At 73.5% G+C, this 21,226-nt stretch carries 23 protein-coding genes and 1 pseudogene; 14 read left to right on the top strand and 10 right to left on the bottom strand.

The features are described 5' to 3' along the window. Positions 1-43: 43 nt before the first annotated feature. Entirely contained in the window at positions 44-508 is a 465-nt protein-coding gene (locus HCN51_RS35210) for a pyridoxamine 5'-phosphate oxidase family protein (RefSeq protein ID WP_168015697.1), read from the bottom strand. 144 nt (positions 509-652) lie between these two features. Here HCN51_RS35210 and HCN51_RS35205 point away from each other — a divergent pair, with 144 nt between their 5' ends. The 3 genes from HCN51_RS35205 to HCN51_RS35195 are packed head-to-tail and all read left to right on the top strand — an operon-like array spanning position 653 to position 3,801. Then, entirely contained in the window at positions 653-1,090 is a 438-nt protein-coding gene (locus tag HCN51_RS35205) for a hypothetical protein (protein WP_168015626.1), read from the top strand. 48 nt (positions 1,091-1,138) lie between these two features. Next, the gene (locus tag HCN51_RS35200) at positions 1,139-2,797 is read left to right on the top strand and encodes a sensor histidine kinase (RefSeq protein WP_168015624.1); all 1,659 of its coding nucleotides are present in this window, start codon (positions 1,139-1,141) and stop codon (positions 2,795-2,797) included. Between the two features lie 32 nt (positions 2,798-2,829). Then, a complete protein-coding gene (locus HCN51_RS35195; protein ID WP_168015622.1) occupies positions 2,830-3,801 on the top strand; it encodes an Acg family FMN-binding oxidoreductase in 972 nt (323 codons plus the stop codon). Between the two features lie 61 nt (positions 3,802-3,862). On the opposite strand, the gene HCN51_RS35190 is transcribed toward HCN51_RS35195, so the two are convergent. Beyond that, positions 3,863-5,104: a glycoside hydrolase family 16 protein gene (locus HCN51_RS35190; protein ID WP_168015620.1), complete on the bottom strand. Its 1,242-nt coding sequence runs from the start codon at positions 5,102-5,104 to the stop codon at positions 3,863-3,865. Between the two features lie 256 nt (positions 5,105-5,360). Between HCN51_RS35190 and HCN51_RS35185 the strand changes: the two genes are divergently transcribed. Beyond that, a complete protein-coding gene (locus HCN51_RS35185) occupies positions 5,361-6,020 on the top strand; it encodes a TetR/AcrR family transcriptional regulator (RefSeq protein WP_168015618.1) in 660 nt (219 codons plus the stop codon). 3 nt (positions 6,021-6,023) lie between these two features. On the opposite strand, the gene lepB is transcribed toward HCN51_RS35185, so the two are convergent. Then, complete coding sequence (gene lepB / locus HCN51_RS35180; RefSeq protein WP_168015616.1) at positions 6,024-6,548, bottom strand: signal peptidase I; 525 nt, start codon at positions 6,546-6,548, stop codon at positions 6,024-6,026. A 22-nt stretch (positions 6,549-6,570) separates the two neighbouring features. Beyond that, on the bottom strand, positions 6,571-7,761 hold the full coding sequence (locus HCN51_RS35175; protein WP_346433900.1) for an MFS transporter: 1,191 nt from the start codon (positions 7,759-7,761) through the stop codon (positions 6,571-6,573). Positions 7,762-8,115: 354 nt separating this feature from the next. Between HCN51_RS35175 and HCN51_RS35170 the strand changes: the two genes are divergently transcribed. After that, positions 8,116-8,469, top strand: coding sequence for a histone-like nucleoid-structuring protein Lsr2 (locus HCN51_RS35170; protein WP_168015614.1), 354 nt, complete (start codon positions 8,116-8,118; stop codon positions 8,467-8,469). Between the two features lie 161 nt (positions 8,470-8,630). Next, positions 8,631-8,843 (top strand): annotated as a pseudogene (locus HCN51_RS63100) (DUF3500 domain-containing protein); the annotation flags it as partial. A gap of 70 nt (positions 8,844-8,913) precedes the next feature. On the opposite strand, the gene HCN51_RS35160 reads toward HCN51_RS63100, so the two are convergent. Further along, positions 8,914-9,756, bottom strand: a complete 843-nt coding sequence (locus tag HCN51_RS35160; RefSeq protein ID WP_168015612.1) for an aminoglycoside adenylyltransferase domain-containing protein — start codon at positions 9,754-9,756, stop codon at positions 8,914-8,916. An 87-nt stretch (positions 9,757-9,843) separates the two neighbouring features. Between HCN51_RS35160 and HCN51_RS35155 the strand changes: the two genes are divergently transcribed. From HCN51_RS35155 to HCN51_RS35145, 3 genes are read left to right on the top strand one after another with little or no spacing between them, the layout of a single operon-like run. Beyond that, the gene (locus HCN51_RS35155) at positions 9,844-10,311 is read left to right on the top strand and encodes a nuclear transport factor 2 family protein (protein WP_168015610.1); all 468 of its coding nucleotides are present in this window, start codon (positions 9,844-9,846) and stop codon (positions 10,309-10,311) included. Between the two features lie 58 nt (positions 10,312-10,369). Continuing rightward, entirely contained in the window at positions 10,370-11,191 is an 822-nt protein-coding gene (locus HCN51_RS35150; RefSeq protein WP_346433899.1) for a GNAT family N-acetyltransferase, read from the top strand. Continuing rightward, positions 11,188-11,847, top strand: coding sequence for a peptide deformylase (locus HCN51_RS35145; protein WP_168015608.1), 660 nt, complete (start codon positions 11,188-11,190; stop codon positions 11,845-11,847). The genes HCN51_RS35150 and HCN51_RS35145 overlap by 4 nt, the downstream gene beginning before the upstream one ends. A 303-nt stretch (positions 11,848-12,150) precedes the next feature. Here HCN51_RS35145 and HCN51_RS35140 read toward each other — a convergent pair whose 3' ends face one another. Together HCN51_RS35140 and HCN51_RS35135 are read right to left on the bottom strand one after the other, a co-directional pair. After that, positions 12,151-12,423 carry a DUF1876 domain-containing protein gene (locus HCN51_RS35140; RefSeq protein WP_168015606.1) on the bottom strand — a complete coding sequence of 91 codons (273 nt, stop codon included), beginning with the start codon at positions 12,421-12,423 and terminating at the stop codon, positions 12,151-12,153. Between the two features lie 105 nt (positions 12,424-12,528). Continuing rightward, entirely contained in the window at positions 12,529-13,134 is a 606-nt protein-coding gene (locus HCN51_RS35135) for an Rv1733c family protein (RefSeq protein WP_168015604.1), read from the bottom strand. A gap of 432 nt (positions 13,135-13,566) precedes the next feature. Here HCN51_RS35135 and HCN51_RS35130 point away from each other — a divergent pair, with 432 nt between their 5' ends. Continuing rightward, positions 13,567-14,709, top strand: a complete 1,143-nt coding sequence (locus tag HCN51_RS35130; RefSeq protein WP_168015602.1) for a carboxylate-amine ligase — start codon at positions 13,567-13,569, stop codon at positions 14,707-14,709. Positions 14,710-14,764: 55 nt separating this feature from the next. Here HCN51_RS35130 and HCN51_RS35125 read toward each other — a convergent pair whose 3' ends face one another. Then, complete coding sequence (locus tag HCN51_RS35125; protein ID WP_168015600.1) at positions 14,765-15,370, bottom strand: Rv1733c family protein; 606 nt, start codon at positions 15,368-15,370, stop codon at positions 14,765-14,767. Between the two features lie 216 nt (positions 15,371-15,586). Here HCN51_RS35125 and HCN51_RS62530 point away from each other — a divergent pair, with 216 nt between their 5' ends. From HCN51_RS62530 to HCN51_RS35110, 3 genes are all read left to right on the top strand, one after another. Next, the gene (locus HCN51_RS62530) at positions 15,587-17,953 is read left to right on the top strand and encodes a DUF4132 domain-containing protein (protein ID WP_168015598.1); all 2,367 of its coding nucleotides are present in this window, start codon (positions 15,587-15,589) and stop codon (positions 17,951-17,953) included. Between the two features lie 74 nt (positions 17,954-18,027). Next, positions 18,028-18,660, top strand: coding sequence for a TetR/AcrR family transcriptional regulator (locus HCN51_RS35115; RefSeq protein WP_168015596.1), 633 nt, complete (start codon positions 18,028-18,030; stop codon positions 18,658-18,660). 2 nt (positions 18,661-18,662) lie between these two features. After that, entirely contained in the window at positions 18,663-19,109 is a 447-nt protein-coding gene (locus HCN51_RS35110) for an acyl-CoA thioesterase (RefSeq protein ID WP_240973559.1), read from the top strand. Between the two features lie 76 nt (positions 19,110-19,185). Here HCN51_RS35110 and HCN51_RS35105 read toward each other — a convergent pair whose 3' ends face one another. After that, the gene (locus HCN51_RS35105; protein ID WP_206068242.1) at positions 19,186-19,767 is read right to left on the bottom strand and encodes a hypothetical protein; all 582 of its coding nucleotides are present in this window, start codon (positions 19,765-19,767) and stop codon (positions 19,186-19,188) included. 272 nt (positions 19,768-20,039) lie between these two features. Here HCN51_RS35105 and HCN51_RS35100 point away from each other — a divergent pair, with 272 nt between their 5' ends. Next, a complete protein-coding gene (locus HCN51_RS35100; protein WP_168015592.1) occupies positions 20,040-20,303 on the top strand; it encodes a hypothetical protein in 264 nt (87 codons plus the stop codon). A 132-nt stretch (positions 20,304-20,435) separates the two neighbouring features. On the opposite strand, the gene HCN51_RS35095 is transcribed toward HCN51_RS35100, so the two are convergent. Further along, positions 20,436-21,161: a helix-turn-helix transcriptional regulator gene (locus tag HCN51_RS35095; RefSeq protein WP_346433898.1), complete on the bottom strand. Its 726-nt coding sequence runs from the start codon at positions 21,159-21,161 to the stop codon at positions 20,436-20,438. Between the last annotated feature and the right edge of the window lie 65 nt (positions 21,162-21,226).

Raw genomic sequence — 21,226 nt, 5'->3', positions numbered from 1 at the left:
TGCGTCCTCCGGCAGCGTTCCCCATCGGGCCGGGCCGCGCCCACTATCCAGCCGGACCGATCTTTGTACGCTCGCCGTCCCGCGCGTCCGCGGGAACGAGCGCGAACCCGTTGACGATCTCCGGGTGGATGCGGATCACCTGCTCCATCTCGCCCGCCACCCAGGGGGTCAGCATGCCTCTCAGCTGCGCCGCCTCCTCGGGGTCGGTCACCAGGCGGGCCACGCCGGTGACGATGACGCTCCAGCCCAGGCGCTCGTGCCCGTCCAGCTCGTCGGCCTCGTACGCCACCACCGCCTCCGCCGGCGCCACGTGGGAGCTGAGGATCGTGCCGGGGCTGGAGCGGATGACGATCCGGCCGTCCACGACGACGTGGTTCACCGGCCGGATCGCGGGCAACGCGTGCCGGGTGAAGACGATCCGGCCGAACGGCACCTCCGCCAGCAGCCGCAGCGCCTCCGTCTCGGGCAGTTCCCGGAGCCGCCGGCCGCCCGTCCCGTTCTGGTACATCACCGTCACAGCCTGCCGACCCGGACCCCGTCCCCGACAGGGACCAAAGTCCCTACTTTCCCCGAAGGAGTGCCCTGCGGGGGCGATCGGCCCGGCGGATAGCCTGATCGCGGCGCGGACCAGGTGAAAGGGGCGGAAGCGGTCATGACGTGGTGGGCGGTGGTGCGGTTCCTGCACGTGCTCGGGGCGGCGCTGTGGGTCGGCGGGCAGCTCACCGTGTCGCTGGTGGTGCTGCCGCTGGCCCGGCGGCTGCTCGACGGCGAGCGGCGCGGGCAGGTGCTGACCGCCGTGGGCCGCCGCTTCGGGGTGCTGACCGTCGCGGCGTTCCTGCCGCTCCAGCTCGCCACCGGCGTGGCCATCGCCTGGCACAAGGGCGTCACGTGGGGCATGCTCGCCGAGCCCGGCTACGGGCGGACGCTGGCGGCCAAGCTGCTGCTGTTCTGCGCCGTCATGGCCATGGCGGGGGCGCACGGGTGGGCCAGCGGCGCGGGCCGTCCCCGGGCGGCCAGGGTGCTGGCGATCGGGTCGCTGGTGGGCTCGCTCGGCGTGGTGCTGCTGGCCGCCGCGCTGCCCGCGACGTGATGCCTGGCGTGAAAGACTGATCGTGTGGAGAGCGAGCACCGTCCATTGATGCCGCAGATGCGCCTCGATGAGCTGCTGGCCGAGCTGCAGGTCCGGCTGAACGCCGTGCTGTCGACCAGAGACCGGGTGCACGCCCTGCTGGAGGCCGTCGTCTCCATCGGCAGCGACCTCGACCTGGAGACGGTGCTGCGCCGGATCGTGGAGACCGCGACCGCGCTGGTCGACGCCGCCTACGGCGCGCTCGGCGTGGTCGGCGAGGAGAACACGCTCGTCCAGTTCATCCCGGTCGGGCTGAGCGAGGAGGAGATCGCCAAGATCGAGCACTGGCCGCACGGGCTGGGGCTGCTGGGCCTGCTGATGAAGGACGCCCGGCCGCTGCGGCTCGGCCGCATCTCCGACCACCCCGAGTCCTACGGGTTCCCGCCCGGCCACCCGCCGATGGGCACCTTCCTCGGCGTTCCGGTCCGCGTGCGTGACGAGGTGTTCGGCAACCTGTACCTGACCGAGAAGCGCGGCGGCGGCGAGTTCGACGAGGAGGACGAGGCCGTCGTCATCGCCCTGGCCACCGCCGCCGGCGTCGCCGTCGAGAACGCCCGCCTGTATGAGGAGTCGCGGCGGCGCGAGCGGTGGCTGCGGGCCTCCGCCGACGTGACCACGCACCTGCTGTCGGGCGCCGACCCCCGGCAGGTGCTGTCGGTGGTGGCCGCGCGGGCCAGGGAGATGAGCGACGCCGACCTCGCCCAGGTGCTGCTGCCCGAGGAGCGGGCGCTGCGGGTGGCCGCCGCCGAGGGCGAGGGCGCGCGCGAGCTGCTGGGCACGTCCTGCGAGATCGGCGGCACGCCGGCCGGCGAGGTGTTCGCCCGGGGCGAGCCGCTGATCGAGTCCGAGCGCAGGCCGGCGCTGCTCGTGCCGCTGGGCGCCGCGCCGGGCGTGCGGGGCGTGCTGGTGCTGGCCAAGCGGAGCGGCCGGCTGCCGTTCACCGAGGCCGACCGGCAGATGTTGCAGGCGTTCGCCGGGCAGGCGGCGCTGGCGCTGGAGCTGGCCGAGGCGCGGCGCGACGCCGAGCGGCTGGGCCTGCTCGAAGACCGCGACCGCATCGCCAAGGACCTGCACGACGTCGTCATCCAGCGGCTGTTCGCGACCGCGATGACCCTGATGAGCACCGTGCGGCTGGTCGAGCACCCGCAGGCGGCCAGGCGGCTGCAGCACGCGATCGACGAGCTCGACGAGACGATCCGGCAGATCCGCTCGTCGATCTTCGCGTTGCAGGGTCCGGTCGACGAGGTGGCGCCCGGGCTGCGCGGGCAGATCGTGCGGCTGGTCGAGGGGGCCGGCGGCCACCTCGGGTTCATGCCGGGGCTGCGCATGGAGGGCCAGATCGACACGCTGGTGCCCGAGCCGGTCGCCGAGCACCTGCTCGCCGTGCTGCGCGAAGCCCTGTCGAACGTGGTGCGCCACTCCCACGCCGGCCGTGCCGAGGTGTCCGTCGAGGCCGGCGACCGGCTCACGCTCGTCGTGACGGACAACGGCGTCGGCGTCAAGGAGCCCGGCCGGCGCAGCGGCCTGCGCAACATCGAGGAGCGCGCCGAACGGCTCGGCGGCACCGCCCGGCTCGAATCCCCCGGCGCGGGCGGCACCCGCCTGTGCTGGGAGGTCCCCCTGCGCTCAGGGCCGACGGACCCCGCGACGGAGGACCTTCGGCCCTGATCCGGCGCGCGCCCTCGTGATGGGCTGGGCACATGACAGGTCCGACGGTGAAGGAGGCGCTGGAGGCCGCCCTGGAGGCGGCACGCTGGGCGCCGTCCGTGCACAACACCCAGCCCTGGACGTTCTCCGTGTCCGGGGAGGAGATCGCGCTGCGCGCCGACACCGACCGGCGGCTGCGGGTCGGCGACGCCTCCGGGCGCGAGCTGCTGATCAGCTGCGGCGCGGCCCTGTTCACCATGCGGACGTCGCTGCGCGGCCACGGCTACGAGCCCGTCGTCCGCGTCCTGCCGGACCCCGACCGGCCGTCGCTGCTCGCCACGGTCACGCCGGGCACGCCCGCGCCGCCCGACGAGGACGCCCGGCTGCTCGGCGAGCAGATCGAGCTGCGGCGCACCCACCGCGCCGGCTTCACCGACCTGCCCGTGCCCGACCGGCTCATCGACCGGCTGGTCATCGCCGCCGTCGACGAGGGCGCCCGGCTCACCCCGGTGCGGGCGCCCGGGGCGGTGGACGTCCTGGCCGCGCTCACCCGGGCGGCGCAGGCCGTCCAGGCGGGGGACCGGCGCTTCAGCCTGGAGGTGATCCGCTGGGCGCGGCCACCCGGCAGCAGCCGCAGGGACGGCGTGCCCGCCGACGCCTACCCCAGGCGCGCCGCGCCCACCGACCCGCACTTCCCGCAGCGCGACTACTCCTGGCGGCACGACTGGGGCGGCGAGGGCGGCACCGCCGCCTCCATCGGGGTGCCCGCGCTGCTCACCACGGCCCGCGACGGGCGCGAGGAGTGGATCGCGGCGGGGCAGGCGCTGCAGCACGTGCTGCTGCGGGCCGCCGCGCAGGGCGTCAGCGCCGCCTTCCACACGCAGGCGCTGGAGATGGACCTGCTGCGCGAGTTCCTGCGGCGGGAGCTGTGCTCGGGGGAGCACCCGCAGATGATCATGCGGCTCGGCGTCACGTTCGAGGACAAGACCGCCGTCCGCCGCCCCCTGTCCGACCTGGTGGAGTGAGAACGCGCTCTCTCGCGCGCGGCGGGCCCTTCCCGTGGGAAAGGCCCGCCGGCGTCTCAGGTCAGGAGCGGGCCCACCGCTGGTTGGCTCCGCCCGTGCAGTCCCAGATCTGCAGCCGGGTGCCGTTGGCCGAGCTGACTCCCGTCGCGTCCAGGCACCTGCCGGACTGCGGGTTGACGATCTGGCCCGTGCCCGAGTCGAACGTCCAGCGCTGCGCGCCCGTGCCGTTGCAGTCGTAGAGCTGCACCTGCGTGCCGTTCGCCGTGCCGGCGCCGGTCACGTCCATGCACTTCCCGAGCGCCCGCACGGAGCCGTCGGCGTTCCACGCCCAGGTCTGGGCGGCGGTGCCGTTGCAGTCCCAGAGCTGGACGGCGGTGCCGTTGGCGGTGTTCGCGCCGGCGACGTCCACGCACTTGCCGCCGTAGCCGGTGATCCGGCCGCCGGTGCCGCTCGTCGGCGGGGCGTAGACGCGGACGTAGTCGACGGTCAGGGTCTGCGGGAACGTCGTGCCGGCGTCGGGGTAGCCGGGCCAGTTGCCGCCCACCGCCACGTTCATGATCATGAAGAACGGGTGATCGAAGACCCACCGGTTGCCGCCCAGGTCGGACGGGGTGCGGCGCTGGTACTCGACGCCGTCCACGTACCAGATGATCAGGTTGGGCGACCAGTCGACGGCGAAGGTGTGGAAGGCGTCGGCGAACGGGCTGCCGATCGTGTAGCCGGCGCCGATGCCGCCGCCCCCGGAGTAGCCGGGGCCGTGGATGGTGCCGTGCACGGTGTTGGGCTCGCGGCCGATGTTCTCCATGATGTCGATCTCGCCGCTGTTGGGCCAGCCGACCGAGCCGATGTCGTTGCCGAGCATCCAGAACGCCGGCCAGATGCCCTGCCCGCGCGGCAGCTTCATGCGGGCCTCGAAGCGGCCGTAGGTGCGGGTGAAGGTGGCGGAGGTGAGCAGGCGGGCCGAGGTGTACTGGCAGGTGCCGTAGTGGCACTGGTAGCCGGCCGGGTTCTCGCGGCGGGCGGTGATCACCAGGTTGCCCGCGCCGTCCAGGGCGGCGTTGCGGGTGCTGTCGGTGTAGTACTGCTGCTCGTTGTTGCCCCAGCCGCTGCCGCCGATGTCGAAGCGCCACTTCGACGCGTCGACGGCGCTGCCGGCCGCGCCGTCGAACTCGTCGGACCAGACGAGCGGGCCGGGGGCGGGGGCCGCGGCGGCGGTGCCGGCCATGGGGGCGAGCAGCGCGAGGATCGTGGTGAGAGCGGCACCGAGGGCGAACAAGGCTCTGGAACGGGGGGTGCGTGCCATGGTTACCTCACGGGTCCACGGGGGGTGAGTTTACGGAAACCTTCCGGCAACGTGAGTGGTCCTGTCAAGAGAGCGCTCTCTCGGATGTGGGGCGCCGGACCGCTCGCGTCCGCGCCTGCGGCGTCCTGCCTGCCCTAGGCTTGTCCTTCCGTCACACCTCGCCGCCAGGCCGCGCCCGGCACGGCCGAGGACCCGCTCCGGCCTGTGGGGCTGGGCCGTCGCGGGCCGGTGCGCAGTCCCCGTGTGGTGAAAGCAGATGAACATCAGGACCAGACGACGCGAGGAGCAGGTCAGCGCGACGAGGGAGGCGCTCCTGGCCGCCGCCGAGCGGCTGTTCGCCGAGCACGGCGTGCACGCCGTCGGCAACCGCCAGATCAGCGAGGCCGCCGGGCAGGGCAACAACGCCGCCGTCACCTACCACTTCGGCGCCAAGGCCGACCTGATCCGGGCCATCTCCCGCAGGCACGCCGAGCGGATCGAGGCCATCCGCGAGCGCATGATGGCCGGCATCGCCGCCTCCACCGACCTGCGCGACTGGGTGGCATGCCTGGTCCGCCCGTTCACCGAGCACCTGGAGACCCTGGAGGCCGCGGGCGGCCCCACCTGGTACGCCCGCTTCACCGCGCAGGTCATGGCCGATCCCGCGTTCAGCGCGATCATGGTCGATGAGGCGGTCAGCGCCGCCCCGGTGCTGCGGACGTACCGCGAGGGCCTGACCCGCTGCCTGCCCGGCCTGCCCGATGAGTTCCACGGCGAGCGCTTCGCCATGGCCCGCCACCTGATCGTCCAGATGTGCGTCGAACGGGAACGCGCCCTCGCCGAAGGCGCCCCCACCTTCCGCCCCACCTGGGCGTCCACCGCCGACGGCCTGATCGAGGCCATCGTCGCCCTGTGGCGGGCCCCCGCCGGCCCGTAGGCGTCAGCGGGCCGGGAGGTCCACCACGCCCCGCACGTCCGCGACCCGGATGGTGCCGCCGCCGGGAGCGTCCTGGTAGGCGCGGGAGTCGAGGGCGACGTGCCGGTTGTCGTTCATGATCCAGAGCCGCCCGTCCGGCACCTTGACGTCGAACGCCGGCGCGGAGGCGGGAGGGGCCGCCACGTAAGGCTCGTCCAGCGGCTTGCCGTCCAGCTCCAGGCGCCCCTCGGCGTCACAGCACCTGACGGTGCCGCCCGGCAGGCCGATGACCCGCCCCACGCGCCCTTCGCCCGCCGTGGTGCCGGGCCACCCCTCCGGCGTGCGGTAGAGGACGATGTCGCCGACGTGGGGGACGTAGGCGGAGGTCCGCCGGTACGACAGGGTCGTCCCCATCTTGATGGTCGGCTCCATGGACTCGCTGGGCATGGTGACGGTCCCGCCGCCGAGAGCCAGGTCGGCGAGCCCGCAGCCGGAGGCCGCGACCAGGAGCAGGACGAGCGGGAGCGTGCGTAACCGTCTACGGATCATCAGGGCATTGTGCCGCAGAAAGCTAGCGGGCCTCGCGGACGAACGACAGCGCCACCGCACCCATCACCGGCCCGGCGGCCAGGGTGGCGAACGCGGCCGGGAACGAGCCGGTCACCTGGTAGACCGCTCCCACCACGACCGGCACCGTGACGCTGCCGAGCTGCGCCACCGCGTTCGTCGCGCCCGCCGCCGAGCCCGCCAGCGCCGTCCCCGACAAGCCGGGCACCATGGCGATCAGCAGCGGCGAGTACAGGTACGCCCCCAGGCCCGCGAACCCGGCCATCACCAGGAACGCCGTCTCGGTGCTCAGGCCGCCGAACAGCAGCAGGCAGCCCGCGAACGCCACCAGCACCGCGATCGCCGGCCGTTTGCGCCCCCGCCCGGCCAGGTCGGTGGCCAGGCCGATGACCGGCTTGCCGGCCGCGCCCGCCGCCGCGAACACGACGACGACCGTCCCCGCCGCCACCGGGTCGATGCCGTGCCCCGTCACCATGAGCGTGTTGGACCAGGTCACGAAGCCGTACGTGCCCCACAGCCCGCCGAGGCCGGCCAGGCCGATCAGCAGCAGGTCGCGGTCGCGGGCCAGGCGGCGCAGCGGCGGGCGCGCGGCCGGCGCGCCGCGCCGCTCGCGCAGCAGCGCCAGGCACACCAGGGCGAGCGCCATCGACACGAGCCCGAACAGTTGGTACGAGGCCCGCCAGTCGTACCACTGGATCAGCCGGGGCACGAGCGCGTTGGCGATCATGGTGCCGAGCGAGGAGGCCATGCTGAACACGCCCATCGCGAGCCCCCGCTCCCGCTCCCCGAACCAGGAGGCGATGAGCTTGACCCCCGCCGCGAAGTCGGCCCCCGCGCACAGCCCGATCAGCGCCTGCACCGCGATCCCGGCCCCGGCGGTCGGCACGGACCCGAACGCGATCATGAAGCCGCCGGCGGTGAACAGCGACCCCGACAGTACGACCCGGCTGCCGATCCGGTCGCCGAGCAGGCCGCCGCCGATGTTGGACAGCACGTAGCCGACGTAGTACGCCGTCGCGAACGCCCCGAGCCCCGCCAGCGACACCCCCAGGTCCTCGCCCGCCCGCAGGGACGCCGGCCCCCAGGTGGAGCGGTCGACCGAGGTCATGGTCAGCGAGGCCCAGCAGAGCAGCAGCACGACCCACCGGCGGCGGGACCGGCGCCCGACGGATGGTGACTCTACGTATTCGGTCACATCCGCTCACGTTACCGGCCGCCCGGGCCGCCGGCCGCGTGGTCGCGTGTCCGCCTCGCCGCGTGACCGTGCCGCGCCCTTCCGTGAATTACCGCTCGAAACGACGATAATGACATACCCGAAAATTGGCGCAGGGTGACCGGGTGCCAATGAAACGGGAGAGCGCGCAAAGCCGCACGGTTGAAGGCTGAATCTTCCGGTGCGGCGATTTATTTAGGTAGAATGACCAAGGCGAACTCATGCTGGTCCGCCAGTCCGTGCACAGAAAATTTACGGTAAATCCCGATCCGGCTTGACGGCATCGCGCAGCGCGCTACAGTACCGCACAACCTGGGGCTGAATGGGAGTGCCAGCATGGCCAAGAGGTTGATTGAAACGATCACGGACGACTTCGACGGCTCCCCCATGGAGGACGAGAATCCCGTCTCCTTCAGCATCAAGGGCGACCGGTTCGTCATGGACCTGACGCCCGAGAACGAAGACAGGCTGCGTGCGGCTCTGGCGCCCTTCATCGCGAAGGCGCGGCGCGAGGAGACGGCGGCCACGTCGCGACCCCGCGGCCGGCGCACCTCCGGCGGCACGACACGAGCCATGAGCAAGGAGAAGAGCCAGGAGATCCGGCAGTGGGCGAAGGCGCACGGTCTGCCGGTCAGTGAGCGCGGCCGCATCGCCTCTTCTGTGATCCAGAAGTACGAGGCCGCGCACTAGATTGGCCCGCGAAAGGCCCCCTTCAATAGGGGGCCTTTCCTCTTGCCCCGGGCCCCGGTTCGGGCCGCGCGCGGCGGATTTGTCGGCCGCGCATACGGCCCGGATAAAGCGCGGAGTTGCCCCGGCAAGCCATTTCAAAGGGGGGCCTTCACCCGTTCCTCATGTTGGGCGGCGACATTGGCGGCATGTACGGACACGCACCACGCACCCCGGAAGCGGAGCGCAGCCGCCGCTGCAACCTGGAGCTGCCCTACGAGGGGCTGCCCGGCTCCGAGATGACCGCCGCGCAGCGGGAGAAGCTGCTCGCCCTCGTCCGCGTCTACGCCGGATACATGGACGGCCCGCACGCCGAGGTGAAGATGAAGGAGGTGCGCGAGCGCGTGGCTCAGGCACGGCCACCGGCACGGTCAGTCACCGCAGCCCGTGCGGGCGGGGGCGGCGGTGTCACTTCTCGCCGGCGCTCGCGATCACCTCCAGGACGAACTCGCCCACCAGGCCGGGCAGCCGGCGCGCGTCCCCCAGGATCGCGTCGCCACCGGCGGGCGCGGGCAGGCCGAGCCGCCGGGCCAGGGCCAGCCGGAGCAGCGGATGCCAGCGCGGCCCGAAGGTGTCCAGCGCGTACTCCGCCGCGGCCTCCTTGGAGATCACCTCGCCGGTCGCGATCGTGTGGTGCAGCCGGGGCGGCGACAGCACGGTGGCCAGCGCCACCTGGTGGGCCGGCTGCAGCGGCTTGCGCGGGGGCCTGGCCGACAGCGCCCGGCCCGCCCAGGTGGCGAAGTGGCCGTGCAACTGCCGCAGGTTCCACTCGCGCAGCCTGCCCGGCTCCGGGTCGAGGCCCAGCTCGCCCGGGGCCGGGCCGCGCACCGCGACGCCCTTCTCCAGGAGCACCTTCCACACCACCGGGTTCGCCTCGAACCCGCGCCCCCGCTTGAACGACGGCCCGCTGTGCGAGGCGAGCGGCCGCAGGCTTGTGACCGGCCTGCCCAGGTCGCGCTCCGCAACGAAGACGCCGTTCAGCGTGCCGGGGACGTCCGGCCGGGCCCGGGCCAGCGCCCGCCAGGCCGCCGGCGCGTTGCCCGCCTTGTGCAGCAACGCCAGCCGGCGCAGATCCCTTTCGCCGAGATCCCCGGCCACTGTGGCGACGAAGTCGATGTCGCTGCGGCCCGCCCGCCAGGCGCCCAGCGCGACCGAACCGACGACGTAGAACCCGCTGATCCGCCCCCGCAGCAACCGGTCCGCCACGGCCAGGTATCGGGAGACCGCCCGTTCCACCTCGTTCGCAAGCATGGGAGACAGCATGCCGGACCGGCCGCCACCTCACATTCCGCCGCCGCACGCCGTCGTATCAAGGACCGACAGGAGAAGAGGGAAGGCATGCACGACTTTCAGGCCATCGCCGACCGCGTCGAGATCGAGGCGTTGCGCGGCGAGTTCACCGACGCGGCGATGATGCGCGACTACGACCGGCTGGCGTCGCTGTTCACACCCGACGGGGTGCTGCGGATGCCGAACATCCCGGCCGAGCTCACCGGGCCGGAGGAGATCCGGGCGTGGGGGCGGCGGGTGCCGGGCTTCGTCGAGTTCCTGGTGCAGACCACGCATCCGGGAGTGATCCGCATCGAGGGGGACAGCGCCAGCGGGCGGGCGTACATGCAGGAGCTGGGGCGGTTGCGTGACGGGCACGCGGAGTTCAACTTCGCGATCTATCACGACCGGTACCGGCGCACCGCTGACGGGTGGCGGTTCACCGAGCGCGTGTACGAGGTCAGGTACCACGACGCCACGCCCCTGAAGGGCTCGCCCCCGCCCGTGGATTCCGGCCCTGGCGGAACAGGCATTTGACGGCGCGAGTATCACTTATGGGGTGAATACCACTGACACTGTGAGCATTGGTGCAGGTGTGGACGGTGCTCCGGGCGCGTCCCCACACCCGCTCGACCACCCCGTCCGGGCCGCTCTGACCGGGCCGCACGCGGGTTTCGCCGAGCGGCGAGGGGATGTGCTGCGGTACCCGCCGGAGGTGTCCCCGTTCACGGCGCTGCCCGCAACCCCGTCCGGCCGGGACTGGGCCGACGCGGCGGCACTCGCCGGGCCCGGCGCGATGTTCTCGTACGCGGCCGACGTCCTGCCGCCCGCCGGGTGGGAGGTCGTCATCCGGGTGCCGGCGGTGCAGATGGTGGGTGACGGCACGCTCGCTCCCGACGGCGTGGCCGCTCCCGACGGTGTGGGCGCTCCCGACGGTGTGGGCGCTCCCGACCGTGTGGGCGCTCCCGACGGTGTGGCCGCTTCCGAGGGCGCGGAGGACGTGGTGCGGCTCACGGCGGCCGACGTGCCGGAGATGCTCGCCCTGGTCGAGGTCACCCAGCCGGGGCCGTTCCTGCCGCGTACCGTCGAGATGGGCGTCTACCTCGGCATCCGCCGGCGCGGCGAGCTGGTCGCGATGGCCGGCGAGCGGCTGCACCCGCCCGGCTGGACCGAGATCAGCGCCGTCTGCACCCACCCCGCCCACCGCGGCCAGGGCCTGGCGGCCCGCCTCGTCCTCGCCGTCGCCGCGGGCATCCGCGCCCGCGGCGAGACGCCGTTCCTGCACGCCGCCACGAGCAACACGAACGCCATCCGCCTGTACGAACGGCTCGGCTTCCGCCCCCGGCGCACCACCATGTTCCACGCCGTACGCGTCCCCGCCGGGAGCGCCGCCATGCCCGCGGGAGACGCGCGATGAGCGGCCGGGACGAGCCGGTGGCGCGGGCGAACCGGGATGAGCCGGTCGCGCGCGTGGGCCGGGACGAGCTGGTCGAGCGGGTGCACGCGCTGCTGGCGGCGCCCCGGCCGTGGGCGGTCACGCAGGTCGGCGACCCGGTGCTGCGCCGCCCCGCCGAGCCGTACGACGGGCAGCTCCCCGACGCCCTGCTGCGCGAGCTGCTCGACGCGATGTTCCGGCACCTGCCGGGCGTCGGCGTCGGGCTGGCCGCCCCGCAGGTCGGCATCCCGCTGGCGCTGGCCGTCATCGAGGACCCCGCCGAGGTGCCCCCGGAGATCGCCGCTGAGCGGGAACGGGTGCCGCAGCCGCCGCTGGAGCTGGTCAACCCCGTCGTCACCCCGCTCGGATCCCGCTACCACGCCTTCTACGAGGGCTGCCTGAGCGTCGAGGGCCTGACCGCCGTCGTCCCCCGGCACGCGCGGGTCCGGCTGGCGGCCTGCGACGGGAGCGGGCAGCCGTACGAGATGGAGCTGTCCGGCTGGCCGGCCCGCATCGCCCAGCACGAGACCGACCACCTGAACGGCATCCTCTACCTCGACCGGGCCGAGCCACGCTCGCTGTCCACCGTGGCCAACTACGAGCGCTTCTCGGCACCGCGCCACGAGGACGGCCGGTGAGAGGACGCCCGCCGCGCCTGGTACGAGACCGCGCTCCTCCTCGGCGGGCTGCCCGTCGCCCGCCTGCTGATCGGGCTGGCCCGCGGCGCGCTGTTCCTGGCGTTCGCCGTCGCCGTCACCGCGCTGGCCGTCGCCGTCACCGCCCTGGCCGCCGCGGTGACCCTGAGCAACCGCAGGGAGCTCTGACCGTGCCGGGCCACCGCGATGCCCGGCTCACGCGACCTGCCCGGCCCATGCGTCCTGCCCAGGGCTCATGCGTCCTGCCTGGGAGCCTGCGCGTCCTGGCTGAGTCCTATGCGGCGGTCACCACGAACGGGCCGGGACCGCCGCGTCCGCGACCTCGGTGATGTCGCGCCGCGTGATGACGGCGAGCTTGTCGGCGAGGTCGGCCAGCGCGCGCGAGGCCGCCAGCTCGTCGCCGATCTCCGGCACCGACGGGTCGGACGGGTTGCGGCGGGCGTGGCCCGTGCCCGCCACCCGCTCCTGGCCGTCCCTGGTGGTCAGCACCGCTCGGGCGTGCGTGTCGTCGCCGTCCTCGGCCAGGTAGATCTGTACGGCCCACTGCTTGGCTTCCATGATCGGCCCCTCTCTCACGACGCTTCTCGTCCGTACCCATCGCACCGCCCCACCTCGGCGCGCGGCAGAGGCGAAAGTCCATCCGGACGGCACCTGCCCCCGGGGTCACGGACGGTGCGGGCGGCGCCACCTCTCGTCGGCGCGCAGCCAGTCGGCCTCCCATTCCTGGTAGCGCCTGCGGTCGAGGAGCCGCCGGCAGGCCGCGAACGCCGCCAGCGCCACCACGCCGGCCAGGAACACGACGAAGAGCGCCGTCGCGACGCCCCGGCTGACCAGCTCCACGTCGTCGGCGGGCGGCTGGACGGGCATCCCGGAGGCGTCGACCCACACCGGGACCCGCGTGCCCGCCGTGGCCAGCGCCGGCACCGGCACGAGACCGGTCACGGTCGCGCCCTGCGGGGTCGTCCATCGCGCGGTGGCCTGGAGCGGCACGGCGGGCACCTCGGTGTAGGAGACGCGGGAGGGCGGCGCGTTCTCCGTCAGGGTGGCCATGACCTGCGTCCGCAGCCCTGGACCGGCGTGCTGCTCGCTCGCGGCGTCCTCGTAGGCCGCCCGCCCGGCCAGCACGGCGGGCCACGCGCAGGCCAGCACCAGCAGCACGGTCGCCAGCACCAGCACCGACTCCACCCGGTCGGAGCGGCGGCGCAGCGGATTGCCGTCCGGCCTGAACAACCGCACCCGCAGAGCCAAGGGATGAATCGACGGCTTCATGGGGCACCTCCCTCGTGCTCACTGTGCGTGGCGCCGGTGGGGGAGCGGCAGTGCCGTACGGCCTCAAGGGCCAAGGACGTTGGTCCGTCGGAGGCCGTGTCACGGGGGCTCCCCCAACCACCCCTCTACCACGGAGACCCCCGTCCCATGCGTGCTGCGGGACGACCGGGCACCGGTTCGCGCGCGCGACATCGAGGTGATCCCTCCCGGCGGTCGGCACAGCCGCGCACCAGGCCGCTACGGCAGCCGCCACTGGTGTGCGCCCGGCCTGACGCTCGATGCGGGTTATCCGCCGGGCGGTCGTTCACCGGCGGCCGAGGGCACCTGTCGCACCTGCGGAAAGCCCCTCTGAGCGGAGGACTTCGAGCCCTGACGGGTAGTGGATCAGGCGACGGATGCCGGACGGCAGGGTGAGGCCGCGGGGAGGTCGTGATGAGAACGAGAGGCAGGTTCACGATCACCGGCCGGCGCTCAGGGCCCGGGGCGCCGACGGTCGGCGTGGAAGAGGAGTTCCTGCTGCTGGACCGCACTGACGGCCGCCCGGCCTGCCGGGCGCCGGAGCTGCTGGCCCTGCTCGGCGGCCACCCCCAGGCCAAGCCCGAGCTCATGCGCTTCCAGGTGGAGACGATCACCGGCGTGTGCACGGACCTGCAGCAGGTACGCGAGGAGCTGGCCCGCAACCGGCGGCTCGTCGCGGGAGCCGCCGCCGAGGTGGGCTGTCACCTGGCCGCGACCGGGATCGCTCCAAGGCCGGGGCCGGGCCTGGCCGCCATCACCGCCGACCCCCGCTATCACGAGCTGGCCGCCCGCTACCGCTCCCTCGTGGCCCGCTCGGGCACCTGCGGGCTGCACGTGCACGTCGGCGTCCCGTCACGGGAGGCGGGCGTGCTGCTCCTGGCCCGGCTGCGGCCCTACCTGCCCACGCTCCTGGCGCTGAGCGGCAACTCGCCCGTCGTGTCCGGCCGGGACACCGGCTGGGCCAGCCGCCGCTACCTGGAGTGCGTCCGCTGGCCGTCGGCGCGGCCCCCGAACGTGTGGCGCTCGGCGGACGCCTACGACGCGGCGGTGCAACGCCTGATCCGGGCCGGCCGGGCCCTGGACGCGAGGTCCGTCTACTTCCACGCCCGCCTGTCGCCGCGCTACCCGACGGTGGAGGTGCGGATCGCGGACTCGTGCCTGTCGGTGGACGACGCCGTCGCCGTGGCGGCCCTGGTACGGGCGCTGACCGTGCTGGCGTTCGACGACATCGGGCGCGGCACGCCGATGAGGCGGGTGAGCGGCCGGCGGATCGCGGCCGAGCTGGGTGCCGCCGCCCGCGACGGTCTCGCGGCGCGGGCCGCCGACCCGTACACCGGGCGCTCGCTGCCGCACCGCGCGCTGCTGGCGGCCCTGCTCGATCACCTCGCCGAGCCCGAGCCGGTCGCGCGGTCACTCGCCCCGGTCCTGACCCGTGGGACGGGCGCCGACCGGCAACGCGCGTTGTGGCGCCGGGCCGCCACACCGGGCCACTTCGCCGCGCTGCTCGCCGAGGCCACGCTCGCCGCGACGCTCCACCCCGTACCACCGGGCGGCTGACCGGCCCTGCCCCACGGTCCCGGCCCGCCCTGGTACAGCACCCCTCCTGGGGTGCCTACGTCTGCCGCCGGTGGCGCCACTGCTCGTCGGCCCGCTCCCAGGCGAGCCCCCACTCCCGGTACCGCCTCCGGTCCGCCCGCCACCGCCACCCCGCGACCGCCCCCACGGCCACCAGCGCGCCCCCGAGCAGGACCAGCGTGCCCGTCGCGATCCCCCTCATCCGCAGGACGGCGATGTCCGTGGGCGGCGGCGCGGGCGCGCCGGAGGCGTCGAGCCACACCTTGACGGTCGAGCCCGCCCTGGCGAGCGCCGGTACGGGCACCTCGGCCACCCGTTCCGCACCGGCCGGGGTCGTCCAGCGCACCGCGGCCGTCGGCTGCTCGGCGGGCACCTCGGTGAAGGAGACCCGCGTGCGGGGAGCGTCCCGCAGCAACGTCGCCGTGACCTGGTGCCGGGCCGCGCCTCCGGCCCGCTCGTCGTGGAGCGCCCGCTCGTACGCCCTCCATCCGGCCAAGACCGCGGGCCACACGCTGACCAGCACCAGGATCACGGCGGCCAGCACGACGGCGGACTCGCGCCGGTCGGAGCGGCGGCGCAGCGGGTTGCCGTCCGGGCGGTAGAGCCGCAGCCGCAGCATCAGCGGGTTGATCGACTTGTTCATCGTGACCCTCCCTGGTCCCGAGGATGGAAGACGGCCGCGCGGACGGGCAGGGCCGGACGGCTCGGCGCACCGGGGACGTTCGTCCTTCACAAGGACCGTCCAGGCCGGCGAGTCCGTGACGGCCCGGCCGGAACCGCGCCTACCCGAGGACCGGCGGCCCCAACTCCCGCGGGACCCGCCGGATTCTGTCGGTCGCGTACGGCAACCTTCTGACCCGTGAACGTGACCCACCTGCTCTCCCCGGAAGCCCGGCGCCTCCACCACCACCTCACCGAGCCCGGCGCCGGTTACCCCCATCCGTGGCCCGACACGTCCCTGCTGACGGCGACCGACCTGGGGCACCTGCTCCCGCTCGCCTACCGCACGACGGGCACGGGCGCCGCCACCTCGATGCGCTTCGCCGTCGAGGGCGCCGTGCGGGAGCGGCAGCCGGAGTTCACCCCCGCGTCGTGCCTGGCGCTCTACGACGCGCTGGTGGCAGGGCTGGAGCGGCGCAGGTGGGCAGACGTGTGCCTGGCGGCGGGCGCGCTGCTGCGCTGCCCGGGCGGGGTGCCGGAGGCGGAGCTGGCCGGGCCGGCGCGGGTGCTGACGGAGTTCATGGTGGCGCATGGCCGGCTCGAGGAGCCGTACGCGCTGCTGGCGGTGGCCGGGGTGGCCGGAGTGGAAGGGGCGTGGCAGCCGATGGACGAGCCGCGGGAGTCGCTGGCGATGGCCGAGCGGGACGTCGTGCTGGGGCTCGACCCGGCGGGCCGGGCGCTGGTGGCGGAGGTGGGGCCGCGCTCGTTCGGGTCGCCGCCCGAGCTGCCGGGCGTGTGGGATCGGCTGGCCGCGTTGACACCGTACGCGGACTTCGCCCGCTCCGCGCTGGAGGCGGCCGAGGCGCGGCTGGCCGCGATCCACGCGCGGGAGCTGCCGTACCGTGCCGACAAGGCGTTCAGCGCGGCGGAGGTGGCGGCGCTCGGCCGGGCGGCGCGGCTGGCGCTGCACTGCGACGCGCCGTGGCTGCCCGCGCTGCTCGACAGCCTGCTGTCCCGCGTGGCGGTCGCGCCGACGGCGGCGAAGACGCTGCCGTCGCAGGCCCTGCTGTTCGAGATCGGACGCGCGGTCGTGCGCTTCCCGACGCCCGAGGCGATCACGGCGCTGCGCGCGGCCCGGGCGGCGACCCGGCACGCCGGCGTGGTCAAGCAGCTCGACCGCCTGATCAAGAAGGCCGAGCCCGGGCTGGCCGACCGGGTGGAGGTGGCCTTCCGCATGCCGGACCTGGGGTTCGGCGCCGGGGGGCGGCTGGAGGTCGCGCTGGGGGAGTACACGGCGGTGCTCGCGCCGGGCGCGGGCGGCGAGTTCGAGCTGGGCTGGCGGCAGGGCGGCAAGCCGCTCAAGAGCGTGCCGGCGGCGGTGCGCAGGGAGCATCCCGACGAGGTCAAGCGGCTGCGCGAGCTGGTTAAGCAGGTGCGGCGGCAGGTGACGACGCTGTGCCGGGCGCTGGAGGCCGGGCTCGCCGGGGAGATGTCGTGGCCGTACGAGACGTGGCGCGACCGGATCGCCGGGCACCCGATCGCGGGCACGGTGGCGGCCCGCCTGATCTGGGAGGCGGAGACCGCCCCTGGCGAGTGGCGCACGTTGCCGCCCAAGGCAGTGACGGCCTCCGCCGAGTGGCGTACCCTGCCGCCCTCCTCCTCGCTGGAGGCGGGGCGCGTGCGGTTGTGGCATCCGGCGCGGGCGAGCGCCGCAGAGGTGGCCCGCCTGCGGGAGGCCGTGACCGAGGGGAGGGTCAGGCAGCCGTTCAAGCAGGCGTTCCGCGAGGTCTACCCGCTCACCCCGGCCGAGGAGGAGACCGCCGTCTACTCCAACCGGTTCGCCGGCCACATCGTGGACTACCGCCGCCTGTACGCGATGTTCCGAGCCAGGAACTGGGAGTCCAGGATGCTGGGCCCATGGGACGGCGGCGACACCGACGCCGCCACGCGGGTGCTGGCCGAGGGCCGCTGGCGGGTGTCGTTCCACCACGACTACCTCTACGACGAGCCCGGCGAGTACGCCACCACCGACCAAGTGCGCTTCCACCGTCACGACGAGGGCGGCGGCTGGCGGGAGTCGCCGCTGGCCGAGGTGCCGCCGCTGGTGTTCAGCGAGGCCATGCGGGACGTCGATCTCTTCGTGGCCGTCACCTCGATCGCCGCCGATCCCGGCTGGGCCGACCGCGGGCACGACCGCCATCTCACCTACTGGCGCGACACCTCCACGGGCCCGCTCCAGCCCTCGGGCGAGGTGCGCCGCGACGCCCTGGCCCGCATCCTGCCGCGCACGGCCATCGGCGGTCGCTGCACGCTCACCGACCGGTTCCTGGTGGTGCGGGGCGACCTGCGCACGTACAAGATCCACGTGGGCAGCGGCAACATCCTCATGGACCCGGGCGACGTCTACCTGTGCATCGTCCCGGATCGGCGCCGCGACGAGCGGCTGTTCCTGCCGTTCGAGGAGGACGACCGGCTGGCGCTCATCCTCAGCAAGGCCTTCCTCCTGGCCAGAGACACGGAGATCACGGACGACAGCATCATCGCCCAGATCAAGGGCGGGACGTGATCCCTGGCCGGCGCCGGGTCGGATGGAGGCGTACCGACTATACAAACGACCGGTCGGTCAGATAGTTTGGCGCCATGACGCAGGACGGCCGACGGCTGCGCGGGTTGCGGAGCCGGGAGGCGATTCTCGAACGAACGGTGGGGCTGGCCTCCGTCGAAGGGCTGGACGGGCTCTCCCTGGGACGGCTGGCGGCGGCCACCGGCACCAGCAAGTCCGGATTTTTCGCCCATTGGCGCGACAAGGAGGAGCTGCAGCTCGACGCGGTGGAATGGGCCGCCCGCCAGTGGAAGGAGCACGTCGTGGCGCCCGCCATGAGCGCTCCCGCCGGGGTGCGGCGGCTGTTCGCGCTGCACGAGGCCCGCATGCGCTTCTACAGCGACGGCGTGCTGCCGGGCGGCTGCTTCTTCTTCACCGTGCAGGCCGAGTTCGACGACCGGCCGGGGGCCGTGCGCGACCGGGTGGCGCGGGCCATGCGCGAGTGGCAGGAGTTCATCCAGGGGCTGGTGACGCAGGCCAAGGAGCTGGGCGAGCTGGTGGAGGAGACGGACCCGGCGCAGCTCGCGTACGAGATCGACGCTTTGGGGGAGATGACGATCATCCACTCCCGCCTCCACGACGGGCCCGCCGCCCTCACCCACGCCCGCCGCGCCGTCCTGCAGCGACTGCGCGCACTCTGTCCCGAGCCCGCGCTACTCCCGGAGGATTGATCATGATGATGGAAGACGGCGCGCACGAGCCCGTCCAGGTGCACTTCGACGACCTCGACGCGATGGGCCTGCTGCACAACTCCCGCTACGCGCTGCTGGTCGAGCGGGCCATCGGCGCCTATTGGCAGCGCCTCGGCTGGTCGCCCGACCCGGCGCGGTCGGCTTTCCGCGACGTGTTCCTGGCGGTACGGGAGTTCAAGGTGACCTACCACGCGCCGATCGTGGGCGCGGGCGAGCCGGTGGTGCACTTTTGGATCGAACGCCTGGGACGCACCAGCGGCGTGTACGGGTTCCGCGTGTTGTCGCCGGACGGGGAGGTGGTGCACGCCGACGGCTACCGCGTCAACGTCAACCTCGACCCGGCCACCCTGCGCCCCACACCGTTCAGCGACGAACTCCGTACCGCCGCCGAGCCTTTGATGCGCCAGCCGGCGGTGGCGGCACACTGAGATCGCGTGCGCCGGATCTGCGGCGCGCGGGGGTTATGGGCGCGCGTGCCTACATTTGTGGTGCGCGTGCCGGGTTTCAGGGCGTGCGCACCGGTGCCGGGCGGTCAGCGTGCGACGACCGGTCAGTCTGTGACGGGCGCGCCGCCACGGTGCGCCAGCTCACGGTCACGGCACCCGCCAGCAGCACGATCCCCGACAGCACGCCGCTGAGGAACGGCACCCAGGCGGCGGCCGACGTCGGCGCCAGGACGAGCCCCGCCACGCCGAGCAGGCTCAGCACCACGCCGGGAACGGCGATGTCCCAGGCCTTCCAGATGGGCGCCAGGGCGACGAAGTGCACCCCGACGACCAGCGCCACCCACGCCACGTTCGCCTGCTCGGGGGCTCCCAGCGCGGCGAGCACCCGCAGCCCGCCGAACAGCAGGACCGCCTCGGCCGCCACGATGACGAGATAACCCCGCCCGAACATCGCCCCGCGCGGAGCCTCGCCCCCGTCCCGCTGCCCACGGGCGGCGGTGAACCACAGGACGAGCACGGTCGCGGCGGCCAGGCCCGCCACCACCCGCAGCAGGAGCGCGACGGTGCTGTTGAGCGGGTCGTGCGCGTTCACGAAGACGAAGACGGCGCCGAACACCGCGCCGACCAGCAATCCAGTCATACGTTGCATGCCGACCATTGAACGGGGCCGCGGACGCCCACCGCATGGGCCCTGGGGCGAGATCGAGTTCGCCCTGGCCCTACCTTTCCCACCGCCTGTGGCCGTTAGGCACAACGCCACCTGCTTCGCTCTCCCCAGCGGTACGGGCGAGACGGCGATCCGCCGCATGGAGCAAACGATGATGGAAGGGATGAAGCAAGGGGCGGGACTCTACTGAATCGGAGGGACCCGGAGATCGAGGTCCCGTTAGGCGGATACCTGAACTAGATGTGGTGGCCGCCGCCGCCGCCGTGGTCGCAGCCAATGTTCCGGCCGGAAGCTCCTTCTCTTGGAACGAGGAATATCCGGACATCACAGAATGGCTGGGGAAGCCGATCATGCCCGGCCTCGCCTTGACCGCGGTTCGGGCGCTGGACATGACGCTGCCCGCAGACGGCTGGTTCTGGAGGAGTTGGGTGGACGCGGGAGAGAGGGAAGAGGCCCAGGCGACGATCGACCTTCTGAGGTCCGTCCTTCGCCCTGTCAGTGAAAGCTGACCCCTGGCGCTCCACGGTGGTGAGGACTCGCGCCCATGAGCGGGGGAGTGGGCACGCCCTCTCTCGAAGGCCTGGCCGAGCAGGTATGCCCTGTTCCGCGTACGACAGCGTCCGTGGTGGCCGGGCCGTGGGTCATCTCGCCGTTCCCCGCAGGTAGGCGAGCACCGCCAGCACCCGCCGGTTGTCGTCGGCCGTGGCCGGGATCTCCAGTTTGGCGAACAGGCTCGCCACGTGCTTGCCCACGGCCGCCTCCGTGATCGACAGGGCGCGGGCGACGGCGCTGTTGGAGCGGCCCTCGGCGATCAGGGCGAGGACCTCGCGTTCGCGGGCGCTGAGCCGGCGCGTGGGCTCCGTGACCTCCCTGGCTCCGGACCACGTCCGCTCGAACAGGTCGATGAGGGCGGTGATCAGGCTCTGCTGGCGGATCGCCAGCGCGCCCGGCGCGTACGGGACGGGGGTGAGCCGGAGGAAGGCCAGCGTGCGGTCGAAGATGACGAGTTGCTGGACCGGCTCGTCCACCACCCGGTGCAGGTCGCCGGCGGCGTGCAGCTGCCTGATTCGGGCCGCGTGGGTTGGGTTGTCCAGGACGGTGGCGTGCACGATGGTGCGCATCCTCGTGCCGCGTTCCAGGGCGTCGAGGTTCTCGCGGCGGCTCGTGTGCTCGTTCCGCGCCGTGTCGGACAGCCCCACGGGATGCATGGCGCGCACCTCGCGGGCCGAGACGGCGGCTTCGGAGATGCGCCGGCGGACGAGTTCGTTGTCCTCCAGCCGTTCCACGTCCACGGGGAGGCCCCGCAGGTCGCTGACCACCTCTTCGAGCCGGCGGGCGAGCTGGGCCAGCGGCACGCTCTCTTCCACACGCCTCCCTCATCACACGAGCTTCCCGCCCATGCTAGACAAAACGCCCACAGCTCACATCGTGA

The organism is Nonomuraea composti (assembly GCF_012034275.1).
GTDB lineage: Bacteria > Actinomycetota > Actinomycetes > Streptosporangiales > Streptosporangiaceae > Nonomuraea > Nonomuraea composti.
The sequence above is the reverse complement of the archived record's forward strand: the minus strand, read 5'-3'. Positions and strand labels throughout refer to the sequence as shown.